18 protein-coding genes and 1 pseudogene are annotated in these 16,044 nt (G+C 61.5%); 10 read left to right on the forward strand and 9 right to left on the reverse strand.

Annotated features, from left to right (window positions below):
• Positions 1-60 precede the first annotated feature (60 nt).
• Positions 61-1,524 carry a flavin-containing monooxygenase gene (locus KYT97_RS14390; protein ID WP_045064827.1) on the forward strand — a complete coding sequence of 488 codons (1,464 nt, stop codon included), beginning with the start codon at positions 61-63 and terminating at the stop codon, positions 1,522-1,524.
• Here KYT97_RS14390 and KYT97_RS14395 read toward each other — a convergent pair.
• Complete coding sequence (locus KYT97_RS14395) at positions 1,437-1,685, reverse strand: hypothetical protein (RefSeq protein ID WP_133637934.1); 249 nt, start codon at positions 1,683-1,685, stop codon at positions 1,437-1,439. The two genes, KYT97_RS14390 and KYT97_RS14395, sit on opposite strands and share 88 nt — an antisense overlap.
• A 184-nt stretch (positions 1,686-1,869) precedes the next feature.
• Here KYT97_RS14395 and KYT97_RS14400 point away from each other — a divergent pair, with 184 nt between their 5' ends.
• Positions 1,870-2,541, forward strand: a complete 672-nt coding sequence (locus tag KYT97_RS14400) for an NAD(P)H-binding protein (RefSeq protein WP_245006131.1) — start codon at positions 1,870-1,872, stop codon at positions 2,539-2,541.
• Here the strand turns inward: KYT97_RS14400 and KYT97_RS14405 are convergent.
• Together KYT97_RS14405 and KYT97_RS14410 are read right to left on the reverse strand one after the other, a co-directional pair.
• Positions 2,519-3,289, reverse strand: a complete 771-nt coding sequence (locus KYT97_RS14405) for an ABC transporter permease (protein ID WP_033237016.1) — start codon at positions 3,287-3,289, stop codon at positions 2,519-2,521. The two genes, KYT97_RS14400 and KYT97_RS14405, sit on opposite strands and share 23 nt — an antisense overlap.
• A gap of 35 nt (positions 3,290-3,324) precedes the next feature.
• Positions 3,325-3,762 carry a GtrA family protein gene (locus tag KYT97_RS14410; protein ID WP_045066699.1) on the reverse strand — a complete coding sequence of 146 codons (438 nt, stop codon included), beginning with the start codon at positions 3,760-3,762 and terminating at the stop codon, positions 3,325-3,327.
• A gap of 142 nt (positions 3,763-3,904) precedes the next feature.
• Between KYT97_RS14410 and KYT97_RS14415 the strand changes: the two genes are divergently transcribed.
• A complete protein-coding gene (locus KYT97_RS14415; RefSeq protein ID WP_045064834.1) occupies positions 3,905-4,609 on the forward strand; it encodes a TetR/AcrR family transcriptional regulator in 705 nt (234 codons plus the stop codon).
• Positions 4,610-4,670: 61 nt separating this feature from the next.
• On the opposite strand, the gene KYT97_RS14420 is transcribed toward KYT97_RS14415, so the two are convergent.
• Positions 4,671-6,170 carry an MFS transporter gene (locus tag KYT97_RS14420; protein WP_033237018.1) on the reverse strand — a complete coding sequence of 500 codons (1,500 nt, stop codon included), beginning with the start codon at positions 6,168-6,170 and terminating at the stop codon, positions 4,671-4,673.
• Between the two features lie 100 nt (positions 6,171-6,270).
• On the opposite strand from KYT97_RS14420, the gene KYT97_RS14425 reads away from it, so the two are divergent.
• Entirely contained in the window at positions 6,271-6,930 is a 660-nt protein-coding gene (locus KYT97_RS14425) for a TetR/AcrR family transcriptional regulator (RefSeq protein WP_239654629.1), read from the forward strand.
• Between the two features lie 9 nt (positions 6,931-6,939).
• Here the strand turns inward: KYT97_RS14425 and KYT97_RS14430 are convergent.
• Positions 6,940-7,177, reverse strand: a pseudogene (locus KYT97_RS14430) (PspC domain-containing protein).
• A 156-nt stretch (positions 7,178-7,333) separates the two neighbouring features.
• Here KYT97_RS14430 and KYT97_RS14435 point away from each other — a divergent pair.
• The gene (locus KYT97_RS14435) at positions 7,334-8,185 is read left to right on the forward strand and encodes an alpha/beta fold hydrolase (protein ID WP_095887076.1); all 852 of its coding nucleotides are present in this window, start codon (positions 7,334-7,336) and stop codon (positions 8,183-8,185) included.
• Between the two features lie 14 nt (positions 8,186-8,199).
• On the opposite strand, the gene KYT97_RS14440 is transcribed toward KYT97_RS14435, so the two are convergent.
• On the reverse strand, positions 8,200-8,979 hold the full coding sequence (locus KYT97_RS14440) for an IclR family transcriptional regulator (RefSeq protein WP_219112663.1): 780 nt from the start codon (positions 8,977-8,979) through the stop codon (positions 8,200-8,202).
• A 169-nt stretch (positions 8,980-9,148) separates the two neighbouring features.
• Here KYT97_RS14440 and KYT97_RS14445 point away from each other — a divergent pair, with 169 nt between their 5' ends.
• The 3 genes from KYT97_RS14445 to KYT97_RS14455 are packed head-to-tail and all read left to right on the forward strand — an operon-like array spanning position 9,149 to position 11,765.
• Positions 9,149-9,916: a CoA transferase subunit A gene (locus KYT97_RS14445; protein WP_174557385.1), complete on the forward strand. Its 768-nt coding sequence runs from the start codon at positions 9,149-9,151 to the stop codon at positions 9,914-9,916.
• The gene (locus KYT97_RS14450; protein WP_095887077.1) at positions 9,913-10,575 is read left to right on the forward strand and encodes a CoA transferase subunit B; all 663 of its coding nucleotides are present in this window, start codon (positions 9,913-9,915) and stop codon (positions 10,573-10,575) included. The genes KYT97_RS14445 and KYT97_RS14450 overlap by 4 nt, the downstream gene beginning before the upstream one ends.
• Entirely contained in the window at positions 10,572-11,765 is a 1,194-nt protein-coding gene (locus KYT97_RS14455; protein ID WP_219112665.1) for an acetyl-CoA C-acetyltransferase, read from the forward strand. Before KYT97_RS14450 ends, KYT97_RS14455 begins: the two co-directional genes overlap by 4 nt.
• Positions 11,766-11,780: 15 nt before the next feature.
• On the opposite strand, the gene KYT97_RS14460 is transcribed toward KYT97_RS14455, so the two are convergent.
• Positions 11,781-12,605: an esterase/lipase family protein gene (locus KYT97_RS14460; RefSeq protein WP_245006132.1), complete on the reverse strand. Its 825-nt coding sequence runs from the start codon at positions 12,603-12,605 to the stop codon at positions 11,781-11,783.
• A 237-nt stretch (positions 12,606-12,842) separates the two neighbouring features.
• Between KYT97_RS14460 and KYT97_RS14465 the strand changes: the two genes are divergently transcribed.
• On the forward strand, positions 12,843-13,259 hold the full coding sequence (locus KYT97_RS14465; RefSeq protein WP_116104779.1) for a PPOX class F420-dependent oxidoreductase: 417 nt from the start codon (positions 12,843-12,845) through the stop codon (positions 13,257-13,259).
• A 1-nt stretch (position 13,260) separates the two neighbouring features.
• Here KYT97_RS14465 and KYT97_RS14470 read toward each other — a convergent pair whose 3' ends face one another.
• Complete coding sequence (locus KYT97_RS14470) at positions 13,261-13,614, reverse strand: winged helix-turn-helix transcriptional regulator (protein ID WP_095887080.1); 354 nt, start codon at positions 13,612-13,614, stop codon at positions 13,261-13,263.
• Between the two features lie 106 nt (positions 13,615-13,720).
• Here KYT97_RS14470 and KYT97_RS14475 point away from each other — a divergent pair, with 106 nt between their 5' ends.
• Positions 13,721-14,341 carry a malonic semialdehyde reductase gene (locus tag KYT97_RS14475; RefSeq protein WP_219112667.1) on the forward strand — a complete coding sequence of 207 codons (621 nt, stop codon included), beginning with the start codon at positions 13,721-13,723 and terminating at the stop codon, positions 14,339-14,341.
• Here KYT97_RS14475 and KYT97_RS14480 read toward each other — a convergent pair.
• On the reverse strand, positions 14,328-15,974 hold the full coding sequence (locus tag KYT97_RS14480) for an MFS transporter (protein ID WP_219112668.1): 1,647 nt from the start codon (positions 15,972-15,974) through the stop codon (positions 14,328-14,330). The genes KYT97_RS14475 and KYT97_RS14480 overlap by 14 nt on opposite strands.
• Positions 15,975-16,044 lie beyond the last annotated feature (70 nt).

The following is a 16,044-nucleotide window of genomic DNA, read 5'->3' on the forward strand; positions in this document are numbered from 1 at the left end:
AGTAGGCTGGGTTTCGACCACCTTTTCACCGGGACGGCGCACTCGATACGGAGTACACAGATGAGCACCGAACACCTCGATGTACTGATCGTCGGTGCAGGCCTGTCGGGTATCGGTGCTGCGTATCGCCTTCAAACCGAGCTTCCCGGAAAGTCGTACGCCATTCTCGAGGCCCGCTCGAACAGTGGCGGAACCTGGGATCTGTTCAAGTATCCCGGCATTCGCTCCGACTCCGACATGTTCACGCTGGGGTATCCGTTCCGCCCGTGGACCGATGCCAAGGCAATCGCCGACGGCCCGTCGATCCTGCAATACGTCCGGGACACCGCCAGTGAGAACGGTATCGATCAGAAGATTCGGTACAACCAGAAAGTGACTGCGGCGTCCTGGTCGTCGGAAACGTCGGTCTGGACGCTCACTGTCGTGTCCGAGGATCGGGAACACACACTCACCTGCAATTTTCTCTATCTCTGCAGCGGGTACTACAGCTACGACGCCGGATACACACCCGATTTCCCAGGCTTGGAAACGTTTGGCGGAACCGTCGTGCATCCACAGTTCTGGCCGGACGATCTCGATTACACCGGCAAGAAGGTGGTTGTGATCGGAAGTGGCGCTACCGCAGTCACTTTGGTTCCCACGATGTCCAAGAGCGCCGAGCACGTCACGATGCTGCAGCGGTCGCCGTCGTACATTCTCACGTTGGCGTCGAAAGACAAGATCGCGGATTCCTTCCGCAAGTACCTGCCGAGCAAGGTGGCACACAGCGTGGCCCGATGGAAGAGCGTCCTGGTCAATCTCGGCTTCTACCAACTGTGCCGCCGCAGCCCGGCACGCGCGAAGAAGCTACTGAGCATAGCCGCCAAGCGGCAACTCCCCCATGATGTTCCGATCGATCCGCACTTCACGCCCGCCTACGACCCGTGGGATCAGCGACTATGCGTCGTACCCGACGGCGATCTGTTCAAGGCGCTGAAATCCGGCAAGGCCTCCATCGAAACCGATCGCATCGAGACGTTCACCGAGTCCGGGATCCGCTTGATGTCCGGCACTGAACTCGACGCGGACATCGTGGTCACAGCAACAGGATTGAAGATGGAAGCCTGTGGCGGAATGTCCCTCGACGTCGACGGTGAGCCGGTATCCCTTGGCGATCGATACGTCTACAAAGGCATGATGATCAGCGAAGTTCCGAATCTCGCGATGTGCGTCGGGTACACCAACGCGTCGTGGACGCTGCGGGCAGACCTGACGTCTATGTACGTGTGCCGCCTGCTCGCCGAGATGGACAAGCGCGGATACTCCACCTGCGTTCCGCAGGTAACCGAAGACATGGATCAACGCCCCATTCTCGATCTCGAGTCGGGATATGTGTTGCGTGCCGTCGAACAATTCCCGAAGCAGGGATCGAAGTCGCCCTGGAACATGCGTCAGAATTACATCCTGGATCGCTTCCACTCGACGTTCGGGAGCATCAACGACCACATGTCGTTCTCGAAGAACAACTCGCGCGCAAACAGGTAGACCAGTCGAACGAGTCCCACCACCACACCGATGAGAAGGCACATCGCGGAACCTGCGACAACAGCACACAGCGCGCCGAAAACGATGATGGTCAACGCCTCCACACATCGACCGGCGGTTTCCGACCCGAGCACATGTAGCTCGTCCCCCGCTTCGTCCATGCACCCATCCTCTCCCTACCGTCCGGACGGTTTGTAGGGACTTTGGTCGCAAGTTGGATGAAAGAGACCAATCGTTGCAGGTCAAACGTTCAGTTGGTGCTCCGGCATACTCCGCCCCGACACCGCTGCGTAGTGTGTTCGCAGAATTCGACAACGCAGAATTCGACAACGGGGGGCAACACAGATGAAGGTCGTAATTTTCGGGGCAACGGGAATGGTGGGCAACAGCGTTCTGCGCGAGTGCCTGACGGATTCGCGAATCGACACGGTAGTGACCGTCGGCCGTAATCCGATCACGATCGGCGACGCAAAAATAGTCGACATCGTTCATCGCGATCTGCTTGATCTCACGAGCATCGAGGGAGACCTCATCGGCGCCGATGCCTGCTTCTTCTGCCTCGGTGCCTCGTCTGCCGGAATGAACGAAACCGACTACACCCGGATCACCCGCGACTTCACGCTCGCTGCCGCGACGACACTCGCACGGCTGAATCCGCGCATGGTGTTCGTCTACGTTTCCGGCGAGAGTGCCGACTCCACCGAGACCAGCACGACCATGTGGAAGCGAGTACGTGGCGCAACCGAGAACGCACTGCTGGCACTGCCTCTGACCGTCTACATCTTCCGGCCGGGGTTTATCCGCCCGCGCCCCGGATCACCGTCGAAGACGTGGTGGTACAAGGCGTTCTATCAACTGTCAGCGGGGTTGTACCCACTGCTGCGCATTGTGCTGCCGGCAAGCGTCACAACAAGTGAGAACATCGGTACGGCAATGATCACTCTCGCGTCGAACGCCCCTGATCTGCCCGATCGGGTCCTGCGCAGCAACAAGATCAACGAACTCGCGCAGCTCTGACTCTCCTACCTCGGTAGACGCGGCCTCGCGCAACCAACTCCACGGCAACAGCTACCGCGCAGGTTTGCGCCAACAACAGCCCTGCCAATACAAGGATCTGCACAGCCCCGGCCTGCACCGCGGATCCCGTCGCAAGCAGAACGCCGACAAACGCTCCGGGCAAAGTCACCAGGCCGACGGTTCGCGTCTGGTCGACTCCTGGCAGCAAAGCGTCGGCGGCGGCAGTTCTCGCCACCTCCCACCGGGCGTCGCGCTGCGAAAAACCAAGGCTGAGGGCAGCTTCGACCTCACCGTATCGGGAGTCGATGGCGTCGAGTCCACGTTTAGCGGCCATCGATGTCGCGGTCATAGCGCCGCCCATCACGATCCCGCCGATCGGCACGATCGCAACCCCCTCCAAGGGAACCACCCCTGATATGAGCATGAGTGGGAGCACAACGGCGATGCCCGCGAGCACAGCGGCACTCAGCCAAACGCCGGAGCGACCGGAGTTCGATCTACGCGCAGCCGTGAATGACGCGGCCGCAAACATCCCGATCAGCACGAGTACCGCCGACCAGAGGTGAGCGAGAGCAGCAGCCAGGATCAAGGAAATCGCTGCCAATTGGATGGCGCCACGCACCAGCGCACCGGGGACGACACGAACACTGCCGATGCGAGTGAAGCGATAAACGAGCGCCGCCAACACCGCCATCGCCAGACAGAGCAGCCCGAGACGGATACCGGAGTCGGCTATCGACATGCTCATGACTCACAGTGTTCCGCACGCTGCGTCTGGTTCGGTCAGAACACCCATCCGCGGAGGGCGACAAAGCGCAGGCCTCCGACGAGTGCGCTGACTCCGATCACGAGGCCGGCTTGTACAACGCCAGTTGCGCCGGGGAACAGGAAACCCAGGGCGCTGATGGCAGCCGAGCTGGCGAGCAGTCCGACAAGTGCCAGTCCGCCGCCTTCCCACTGCGCGGTGAACCAGTGGACGCGGTCAGCGGCGTGGAACGTGAGCCGCCGATGAAGTTCGTTGGCAAGAATAGTGCTGAGCACCGCGCCCACGGCGTTGGCGACAAGGACTCCGTCGCCATGCAGAGCAAGGAACGCGGCGAAGTAGAGGATGTTACTGATGCCGCCGACAAGAGCGAATCGGATGAGCTGGATGAACGCACCGTCACCGGAGAGAGCCCGCAGTGCGCGGCCCGAGAAGCCGATATTCCGCGTACCCATCATCGAGGTCGTTTTACTCCCGACCCAGATGTCAGACGTGCTCATAAATGGCTTCTCTCGTGAAGTTAATCGGAACCATTCGTTCCGCTTAGCAATATAACACTAGCGGAACCGTATGTTCCGCTTAGTGTCGTAGACTGTGAGGATGCCGACAAGTCACCCCGATGCACTAGTGGGATCGTCGGACATTTGCGGACAGCCACGTCTGCGTGCCGACGCCCAGGCGAACCTCGAACGCATCCTCTGTTCCGCGCGTGAAGTCTTCGGAGCCCAGGGCCTCGATGCCACGCTGGCGGATGTCGCACGTCACGCGGGCGTCGGAGTCGGCACCGTCTACCGACGATTCGCCAGCAAGGACGAATTGATTCAGGCCTTGTTCGACTCCCGCTGCGCGGAGATCGAATCCCTTGCGACAACGTCACTCGAGATTCCCGGCGCCTGGGACGGGCTTGTCCACTACCTCGAAGCGATCTCGCGTCGTATGGCAGACAGTCGCGGATTCGGCGACATTCTGATGGACGCCCGTTTCACGTCCGACGCGTTCACCCGTGCCCGTGCCAGCATCACTCGCAGTACCGCCGCCCTCGTCAACCGTGCGAAGGATGAGGGCACCTTGCGCGACGACTTCGAAATCAGCGACGTTCCACTTCTCATCCAGACCATCAAGCTGTCGCAGAATTTCACGGGCGACGATGCTCCGGAGGCATACCGCCGCGTTCTAGGCTTCATCATCGACGGCTTGCGGGCATCGCGGACCACGCACCGTGAACTTCCCGTGCCGGCCCTCACGACCGAACAACTCGACCACGTTATGCACCGTTACGGAAGTGGACCGGACGGCCCCTGCTGAGTCGAGAAGGTCGGGGCCGCCCGCTGACCAGTTCATTCAGACAACAGCCCCGACCTTTATCTCAGTGCACCAGAACCGGTTCACCCTCAGGTGCCGTCGGGAGTAGTCCACTCCGAACAACCAATGCCGTCAGCACAGCGCCGACCGCAAAAATAGCTGCAGCCCAGTAGAACGTCGTGGTGTAACTTTCGACGGCGGCCTGCGCCTGCGTGATGGGGTTGACCTCACGACCGACGAGGTAATTCGTAGACGCGGATGCCGCGATGGTGCTCAGTAGTGCTGTCCCGATGGAACCGCCCACCTGTTGCATCGTGTTGACCGTTGCCGACGCAACTCCGGCGTCTTCGTAGCGCACACCCGAGGTTGCGCCCTGCATCGACGGCGCGAAGATGCTGCCCATACCGAGGCCGGTGACGACCAGTCCGGGCAGAATGTGGACGGCGTACGTGCTGTCCACCGAAATCTGCGCCAGAATTGTCATTCCGATTGCGGCGATGACCATTCCGCTGGTGATCAGGATACGAGGACCGAATCTCGGCAGAAGTACTGCCGTGGACAGCGTTGCTGCCGTGACGATTCCGAACACCATGGGCATGAAGGCCAGACCGGTCACGATCGGCGTGTATCCGAGGATCAACTGCATGTAGTACGTCAAGAACAAGAAGACCGCGAACATGCCTGCGCCGGAAAGGAAGATAGCCAGGTACGAGCCGGCGCGGATTCGATCGGTGACCACTCGCAGCGGGAGCAGCGGATGGTCGGACTTGGTCTGCCAGTAGATGAATGCGGCCATGAATACGACGCCCGCGGTCAGCCACGCAATGGTGGTACCGGCACCCCAACCGTTCGATTCAGCCTTCGAGAATCCGAAGACGATGCTGAAGAGGCTGATCGACACCAGAACGGTTCCGGGGATGTCGAGTTTCGGCCTGGCTCCGGTAGTGACGTGGGGCGCAAACAGCAGCACGGCTCCGACCAGCGCGATTGCCGCGAAGAACAGGTTCACATACAGGCACCAGCGCCAGTCCACCCACTCGGTAAGCGCACCGCCGAGGAGCAATCCGATAGCGCCGCCGCCGCCGGCCACTGCGCCGAAGATGCCGAACGCCTTTGCCCGTTCTGCCGGATCCGTGAAGGTCACCGACAGTAGTGACAGTGCCGCCGGAGCAAGTAGCGCACCGAAGACGCCCTGACCTGCACGCGCGGCGACCAGCATTTCGAAATTGACCGCCGCGCCGCCGATTGCCGAGGTAACCGCAAATCCGATCAGCCCGACGATAAAGGTGCGCCTGCGGCCGAACAGGTCGCTCAACCGGCCACCGAGCAGCAGCAAGCTGCCGAAGGCCAAGGCGTACGCGGTGATGATCCACTGACGATCGGAATCACCGAATTCCAATGAACGCTGCGCTGCCGGCAGCGCGATGTTGACGATGGTGGCGTCCAAGACCACCATGAGCTGCGCAATTCCCAGAACCGCGAGAATCAGCCACCGTTTTGCGTGGTTGTCCCCTGAAGGCGCCGGGGACTTGTCGATTTCAGTCCACTCAGCAGTTTCTGACATGTTCCCTCGCCCGAGCTATGCGGAGATGGCTTCTCCGGTTAGCAAAAACGGTACACCCAAATGGAGATCATGTCTCCACTTGGCGAGTAAACTGGACATCATGAGCACCGCAATGGAGCGCCCTCTTCGCGCCGACGCCGCCCGCAACAGGCGATTGATCATCGACGCCGCGCGTGAGTTGTACGCAGAAGAAGGCATCGACGTCACACTCGACGACGTCGCTCGCAGAGCAGGCGTCGGCGTCGGCACGGTGTACCGACGGTTCGCAAACAAAGAAGAATTGATCGACGGCGTCTTTCAACAGAACTTCGCCGACATGGCCGCTGCCACCGAGGCGTCACTCGCCAATCCGGACCCCTGGGACGCCTTGGTGACATTTGCCGAATTCGCTTGTGGCCGAATGTCTGTCAACCGTGGACTCAAGGACGTACTCAACGGAACAGACGAGGGATGCGAGCAGGTCGCGAGTCAGCGATCCATCATCGAACCTGCCGTCGAAGAGATCTTTCGGCGAGCCCGAGACGCCGGAATGCTGCGCCCCGATGCGGTGTCCACCGATCTCTTCGGACTTATCTTCATGGTGGGAGCGGTCACCGAGTTCGCCCAACCCGTCAACCCGACGGTGTGGCGCCGGTTCCTGTCGGTGATGCTCGACGGACTCCGCGCCGAGGGCAAACACCGAGACCCCTTACCTTTGCCGCCCCTGACGCCGGACGAGCTGCATCAGGCAAAGCTGATCATGAAGTCGCGCAAACGCTGAACAGCGCGCTCAGATCGCCTCGCGCGGAATGAAAATCCACATCACGAGGTAGATCAGAAACTGCGGTCCGGGCAGCAAGCACGACAGTACGAACAGTCGACGCCTTCCACCCGAAGTAGCGTGCAATGCCGGCGCAGACACCGCCGAACATTGCACCCGATCGTGCACGAGTGAGCTTGCGGGTCTTCATCGATGACGTCATGGACTGACCTTTCGGTACGTGTCGCGGCGACTGCCGCGTTGACATCAACTATCCGCCGAACTGCCGCGCCGCACATCGGGCGCAGGACCCATCTTTCCGGCCGCGGCTCATCCTCAGGTATCAGTGCTACCCCGAGTCGCAATCAGGGTTGACCCCGACAGAAACACACCTCAAAACTGAAACCTGTTCTAGCATTGCCGAATGGATGTGAGCTACGAGGGAACCAAGAGAGAAATCGCTACCGACAAAGGGGTATTGCGTTATCACGAGGCGGGCGACGGTCCACCGCTGATTCTGTTACACGGATCCGGAATCGGAGTCAGTGGATGGCGAAACTACCGCGGCAATCTTGCCACCTTCGCGCAGCACTTCCATTGTTACGTACTGGAATTCCCCGGCTTCGGCATCAGCGATCCCGTCGACGGGCATCCCGTCGTCACCGCAGGTTCCTCAGTCACTCGCTTCATGAATGCTTTGGACATCGAATCCGCTGCGATGATCGGCAACTCGATGGGCGGTGTCGTCGGGTCGAACGTGGCGATGCGGCACCCCGAGCGAGTGAAGAAACTGGTCACGATCGGCGGTGTTGGCCCCAACATTTTCAGCCAGAACCCGAGCGAGGGCACTCGACTGCTTCAGGAATTTGCCGACGGTCCCACTCGGGAGAAGTTGATTCGATGGCTTCGATGCATGGTGCATGACCCCGGCATCATTACCGAAGAACGCATCGAGGAACGCTGGGAGAGCGCCAAGGATCCGGAATCCCACAAGAGCCTCGCAGCGATGTACGGGTCCAAATCCTTTGCCGCGCAGCAGAAAATGACGTCCGAGTCGAATCGGCCACCGTACTGGTCCATGATGCACGGCGTGCAATGCCCGACATTGCTGACCTGGGGCCTCGACGACCGTCAGTGCCCGCCCGACATGCCGATGATCCCGATGCGACTCATACCGAACGCCGAGTTGCACATCTTCCCGAACTGCGGGCACTGGGTCATGGTCGAAGCGAAAGAAGCATTCGAACGAGTCACGCTCGAGTTCCTCCTCCGGTAGTGACGCGGCAAGTTCTACGGTACGGAGTGGGTTTTGAGCCCAGTCGTCAGGACATGTGCCTGCTCGAGCAGGAGTCTTCCCAGTTCGGGGATCCGGTCCGGCCGGAATCGAGTCTCGACACCGGTCAAGCTCAGGGCCCACGCCGGCCGTCCCCGTCGGTCGAAGACGGCGGCGCCCATCCCCCAACTCCCCTCGACGAGGAGAGCCGGATTGACCGCGTAGCCGGCGGCGCGGGTCAGGCTGATTCGACGGCGAACGGCTTCCTCACTGTGGTCGTCTCCCCACTCCGCGGTGAGATCTCTGCGCGCGAAATAACTGTCGACCTCACCGGCAGGCGAGTGACTCAGGATCACCAGACCAGCCGACGCGACGCCTAGTGGAAATCGTTTTCCTTCATAAAGCACATGGGATCTCAGGGGAAAGCTCCCCTCCTGCCTCACGACACACACTGTTTCGTCGCCGCGCCGTGCGGACAAGAAGGCACTCTCCCCCGTCAATCGGGCCAGATCCTCGAGAACATCGCGCGCCGAGTCGGTGATGTCATATCGACTGCCCGCAGCGGTACCGAGGAGGTACAACTCCGGCCCCAGAGACCAACGACCGCTCTTCGCGTCGCGGTCCACCAGACCCTCCTCCGCCAGAGACGTAAGCAGCCTGTGAGCCGTCGGACGAGCGAGATCGGCCGCCTTGCTCAGCTCAGTGGTCGTTGCACCGTCTGGTTCCGACGCGGCGACCGCACGCAATACCGCTGCCACCCGCGCCACCATGTGCGGCGCTTGCTCTCTCGATGTCATGTGACCATCTTAGCGTTCACTGAATGAACGTATTCACGAGAATTGGTCGCCCAGCGACCATTTTCTATCATCTTTCCAGCCGTCATTGATTGCTGGAGCTGCGCATAGTTGAATTCATCCAGAGAAAAACAATGCGTTCATCAGATGAACGCAAGATGGGGAGATGACGATGGCAACGAAGGTGTACCAGTCCGCGACCGATGCGGTCGCCGACATCACCGACGCCTCGACCCTGGCCGTCGGCGGATTCGGACTGTGCGGAATCCCTGACGCCTTGATCGAAGCGATCGCGGCAACCAGCGCACGGGAACTCGAAGTGTTCTCCAACAACTGCGGCGTTGACGATCACGGACTCGGAATCCTGCTGTCTGCCGGTCGAATTCGGCGCGTGACGGCGTCGTACGTCGGCGAGAACAAGGAATTCGCGCGTCAGTACCTGGCTGGCGAACTCGAAGTGGAACTGACACCGCAAGGAACACTGGCAGAACGCCTGCGCGCCGGCGGAACCGGAATCCCGGCGTTCTTCACTCCGGCAGGTGTCGGTAGCCCTATCTCCGACGGCGGCATGCCCTGGCGCTACAACAGCGACGGTTCCATCGCAATTGCGTCCCCACCCAAGGAAACTCGCACCTTCGGAACCAAGCGATACGTGATGGAAGAAGCAATCACGGCCGATTACGCCCTGGTTCACGCCGTCATGGGTGACACCGAGGGCAACCTCGTCTTCGACAAGACGGCGATGAACTTCAACCCACTCGCTGCTATGGCGGGGCGAATCACCATCGCCCAGGTGGAACGGCTTGTCGAGCCTGGCGAGATCGACCCGGCTTCAGTTCATCTTCCTGGGGTTTTCGTCCAGCGTGTTGTCCACACCGGGCCCCAGAACAAACGAATCGAAAAGCGAACCGTCAGCGCGTCCGAAGGAGCAACACGATGACCGCATCAGCCACAGTGACCGGTTGGACCCGCAACGACATGGCGGCCCGTGCCGCGGCCGAGATGATCGACGGCGAATACGTGAACCTCGGAATCGGTCTCCCCACCTTGATCCCCGGGTACCTCGGCTCGGACGTTCGGGTAGTTCTGCACTCGGAGAACGGAATCCTGGGCACCGGCCCGTATCCCACCGAGGACAACGTCGACCCGGATCTCATCAACGCGGGCAAGGAAACCGTCACCGTCAATCCCGGTGCGGCATACTTCGATTCCGCACTTTCCTTCGGCATGATTCGTGGCGGCCACATCGACACCGCAGTTCTCGGTGGCATGCAGGTCTCGAAGACCGGCGACCTCGCCAACTGGATGGTGCCCGGCAAAATGGTCAAGGGCATGGGCGGCGCGATGGATCTTGTCCATGGTGCCCGCCGTGTCATCGTCGTCATGGAACACACCGATCGCGACGGCAACCCCAAGATTGTCGACGCATGCACCCTGCCGCTGACCGGCCAAGGCGTCGTAGATCGCATCATCACCAACCTTGCAGTCATCGACGTCACCGACGGCGGCACACTCACCTTGCGTGAATTGGCCCCCGGCGTCACTGTCGATGACGTTGTCAGTGCCACCGGCACCGAATTGAAAGTAGACCTGACATGACCAGTTCTGTGATTGTTGCCGGAGCCCGTACCCCGATGGGTCGACTCATGGGTTCGTTGAAGGACCTGTCCGGGTCCGATCTCGGTGGCATCGCCATCAAGGGCGCCCTCGAGAAAGCCGGTGTCGCCCCCGAGCAGGTCGAGTACGTCATCATGGGTCAGGTTCTCACCGCCGGCGCCGGCCAGATGCCGGCCCGCCAGGCCGCCGTCGCCGCGGGCATCCCGATGAACGTTCCCGCCCTGAGCATCAACAAGGTCTGCCTCTCCGGTGTCGACGCCATCGCCCTCGCCGATCAGCTGATCCGCGCCGGCGAATTCGACGTCGTCGTCGCCGGCGGGCAGGAATCGATGTCCCGCGCACCGCACATGCTCGAAAAAAGCCGCGAAGGGTTCAAGTACGGCGACGTCACGATGCGCGACCACATGGCGTACGACGGCCTGCACGACATCTTCACCGACCAGGCGATGGGCCTGCTCACCGAACAGGTCAACCAGCAGGACGACACCCACATCACCCGCGCGGAGCAGGACGCGTTTGCCGCGGCCTCACACCAGAACGCCGCCCGCGCCTGGAAAGACGGCCTCTTCGACAACGAGGTCGTCCCCGTCTCGATCCCGCAGCGCAAGGGCGATCCGATCGTCTTCACGCAGGACGAGGGCATCCGCGCCGACACCACCGTCGAATCCCTCGGCAAACTGCGTCCCGCGTTCAGCAAGGACGGCACCATCACCGCCGGCTCCGCCTCCCCGATCTCCGACGGCGCCGCCGCCGTGGTCGTGATGAGCAAGGCCAAGGCCGAAGAACTCGGCCTGGCGTGGATCGCGGAGATCGGCGCCCACGGTGTGGTCGCCGGACCCGATTCGACCCTGCAGTCCCAGCCGGCGCGGGCCATCGCGAAGGCCTGCGCGAAGGAAGGCATCAACCCCGCCGATCTCGATCTCGTCGAGATCAACGAGGCGTTCGCGGCCGTCGGTATCGCCTCCACGCGTGAGCTCGGCCTCGACCCGGCGAAGGTGAACGTCAACGGCGGCGCCATCGCCGTCGGGCACCCCCTCGGGATGTCCGGTGCCCGGATCGCGCTGCACCTCGCACTCGAGTTGGCGCGCCGCGGCGGCGGCATCGGCGCGGCCGCACTGTGCGGCGGCGGCGGGCAGGGCGACGCACTGATCGTCCGCGTACCCAAGGCCTAGAGGCCAGACGACGGTTCAGCGCGGATACAGTCGCCGCAGATGCCTGGGAACGACAAACGGATCCCAGGTATCTGCGGCCTGCGCGAGCCGGTCGGCCACGGCCCACAACGCCGAAGGATTGTGCGTCAACCCCATGTGACTGCCATGTACCGCAACACTTTCCGAACGATCCGACGGGAAGTCGCGGCACACCTGCCACGGAACCACACCGTCCCGCTTGGAGTAGAGCGCCGTTGCCGGAACGGGTAACGGGTGACCGAGTTCCCACTCGATACCGTTGACGGGTGGGAGAATCGCATGGTTGCCGGACATCCGCGAGTACAGCGCACCGACACGCGTCTGCTGCAGGTTGCTCAGCCCGAATGGACTTCCCAGAGTGATCACTTGGCGCACTGCGTGCGGGAGGTCCCGCGCCAGCTGGCGGGCATAGATACCGCCCAAGCTCCACCCGATCACCGACACCGGTTTGTCGTAGCGATCCGCCAGACCTGCGAGGACCTCAGGCAGACCGTCGACAACCTCGGGCGTCGGCCCGGTATTGATGCCGAGGTTCCAGCCGTGGACTCGATATCCGAGAAACCGCAAGTACGCGCGCATTGCCATCGTCGACGTGTCGGACGCCAACAATCCCGGCAGGACCAGAATCGGGTGTCCGTCACCTCGCGGCGAACGGAGCAACCACGGTGCCGCGAGCACCAGCGAGGCAATGTCAGCGAGCCCTCGTGGCGGTTCCGTCAGGCACATCGCCAACGACGGCGGGCCGGGAAGAAGCTCGGGGAAAGTTTCGGGAAGCTCGGAGCACCCGAGGTCCACTACAGACGTATCCGCCGCGACAGACACCTGGACTCCTTGTCGGCCGGTGTCCGGGCGGTTCGCCCCACCTGGCCGGAGGGGACGGTTCCGTGGGCTGTGTTCTCAACCCACGGAGCCTTGTCCGTGATCGCCACCGGTAGCGAACCTGGACCGATACTGCGCACCAGTTTCCGAGGTGGAAACTCGGTGTGATCCAGAACACTATTGGCGCATACGTTGCAACTACGTTGCGGACTTGTCGCGAACCTGCGGAAGGATCAATTGATGTCGTTCACAGACCAGGAAATCGAGTACATGGCGTCGCAACCTCTTGCGAGAGTTGCCACTGTGGGCCCAGACGGTCAACCGGACGTCGTGCCGTTGGCCTTCGAATACGACAGCACTCATCTATGGATAGGTGGGGTCGGCGAGGCCGTCGTCAATACCCGCAAATTCCGCAACATCCGCTCAGGGCACTACGAGGTTGCACTGGTCATCGATGACATGCCGTCGTTCGAGCCATTCGTCGCGCGCGGAATCAGGATCTACGGCATTGCCGAACCGCCGATCGACAGAGTGGGCATGGTCGGCCCCGGGGTCTACTCACGCATCACACCGACGGTCTCGTGGAGTTGGAACTTGGGCGGAGAACCGACAGGTGACACCTGGTACGAATCTCACAAGACTATTCACACGCAGTAGGTCAGTTCGAGCAACTCTCGGGTGGCAGGTTTTCGGCGGCCCACGTTGTCAGTTCGCTGAGAGCGGGGAGCAGCGCCTGCCCCGACGCCGTGAGTTCGTACTCCACCGCGATGGGCGGACCGGCGTCGACGGTCCGTGTGACCAGGCCGGCACCAGCCAGTTCGGTCAATCGGTCCGAGAGCACGGAGTCGCTGATTCCCCCGACAGCACGCTTCAGTTCCGCGAATCCCGCAGGCCCACCGAGCAGCGTTGCGAGGATGACACCGTTCCAGCGTTTGCCGAGAAAGCGGAAAGCCCGTGCCAACGCCGCATCACAGACGCGGGGTTGATGATCAGTTCCACTCTTACTCTCCACTTCACCATCCTAGCGTCAGTGCTAACGTACTCATAGTCACTTTGTTTTTACTAGCAACTTGTCTTGCCGGAGATGCCTGGCAAGCCATCACGGAACGGAACCACCGATGTCAATCGACGCAGCCACCCCATTTACCGCACAGCAGCTCGACGAAGTCGGTCGCGAACTGCTGTTCACAGCAGCCCGCACGGCCAACTCATTCTCCAACGAACCTGTGACCGACGACGAACTCACCGCGATCTGGGAACTCGCGAAGTGGGCGCCGACCGCAGCCAACACCAACCCGCTTCGCGTGCTGTTCGTACGAACAGAGGAGGGTAAAGCGCGCCTTGTAGAGCACATGGCCGACGGCAACAAAGCCAAGACTGCTTCCGCGCCGGCAGTCGCGGTCCTCGCTGTCGACACCAAGTTCTACGAGCACATCCCGGCGCTCTTCCCGATCCGCCCGGAAATGAAGGACCACTTCGCATCCGACGAGGCTGCTGCCACGTCGACCAGTCGGTTCAACGCCGCCCTGCAGGCCGGCTATGTGATTCTCGCGATCCGCGCACAGGGCCTGGTCGCCGGCCCGATGGCCGGATTCGACGCTGCGGGCATCGACGGCGAGTTCTTCGCCGACGGCCGCTTCAAGACCACCCTCGTGGTCAACATCGGCCATCCCGGCGAGAACCCGTGGTTCGACCGCCTGCCGCGCCTGTCCAACGAAGACGCACTCAGCTGGGCCTGAGTCTGGCGCTCGCCTGCACTCGAAACGCTCCGATCAGACCCAGGACGAGGAACGCCGCCGACACGTAAAGCGAGTAGCGCGTCGCTTCCGCAAATCCGTCGGAGAGCAGACGCACGACATCTGGGCCGGCTTCGCCCAGTTGTCCGTGCGTCCCCTGCTCCCGCAGGACTCCGATAGAACTGCCTGCGGATTCTCGTGTCGCGTCGGACAGTTGGATTGCTTCGGACGACGGCACTCCCCCTGATTCGAGCGTGCCTGGCATGTTTCTCGACAACCCGAACGCCAATACTGCGCCGACGACGGCACTTCCGATGGCCGAGCCCAGCTGGCGAACCGTGCTCTGCGTCGCTGATCCCTGACCGGATTCTTCGGTCGGTATGTCTGCCAGGGTAATTCCGGTGAGCTGCGCGGAGGCCAATCCGAGGCCGGTTCCGTAGACCACCAGAAGCAGCGCCAGAAGCCACGGCGCGACAGTCGAACTGACAAAAACAGCAACTACGACAACACCGACAACTTCCAGGAGCAATCCCAGAATCACTGTTCGGGGTGCGCCGATCAGCGCAGTGAGATGCCGTGCGAGCGAACCGGATATGAAAGCGCCACCGGCCATCGCGGCAAGCACGAAGCCTGCGCCCATCGTACTCAGACCCAATGCGTTGACGAGATAGAGCGGCAGTACGAACAACAAACCGAATTCGGCGATCGCGACCGTCATGGCAGTCACGTTGCCCCAGCTGAAGGTGGGCGTGAAGAACAAATTCATGTCCAGAATCGCAGATCGGTGAATTCGTCCACGATGCCTCTCCCACAACACAAATCCCAGCAGCAGGAGGATACCGATCGTGCCGATCGTCGGAACCACGGATAGTGGTGCGTCGGCGGACCACGTGATACCGAAGAGATGCAGATCCGCCTTCTGAGTCCACCAACCGAGTGTGCCGCCCTCGATAAGTGCAAAGATCAACGCACCGAAACCGAAGGCGCTCAAGAACAGTCCCAGAACATCGAGCCCCGGTTCGACGACCCCGGCTCGGGTTTCGGGAACCACCATGTATGTCGCGATCATCAGGGCGATGCCGATCGGCACGTTGATGACAAAAATCCACGGCCAGGTGAAGTACGTGGTGATCCAGCCACCGAGTAGCGGACCTATCGCAGCAACGCCGGCGATGACGGCACCCCACACGCCGAACGCCACCGCCCTGTCCTTGCCTCTGAAGATCGAGTTCATCGAGGACAGCGTGGCGGGCAGTACGCACGCACCACCGACGCCTTGAATCGCTCTGGCCACAATCAGGCTGGTTGCGACGTCCGCGGTAGAGGCCAACAAGCTACCGACCACGAATATCGCGATACCGACGACGTACAGACGTCGGCGGCCCAATCTGTCGCCTAACCGACCTGCAGTGAGCAGAAGCGCAGCAAAGATCACCGAATAGAGACTGTTGACCCATTGCGCGTCGTCGAAATTCAACTTCAGATCGTCGATCAGAACCGGGAGCGCTACTCCGACGATGGTGCCGTCGATGACGATCATCGCCAGACCGCCGACCAGTACGATCAGGGCGGCCCACTTGTTCTTGACTGCAGACTTGTCGGGCTCGGGTGCGGTCTCCGTATTCGGCTTGTCCATGTCACACTCCCATAAGGGCGGATTGGTGGATTTACCCTAGGCCGCATTCTTTGAACTCGCAGCAAAATCT

It is taken from the genome of Rhodococcus globerulus, assembly GCF_019334125.1.
Taxonomy (GTDB): domain Bacteria; phylum Actinomycetota; class Actinomycetes; order Mycobacteriales; family Mycobacteriaceae; genus Rhodococcus_F; species Rhodococcus_F globerula.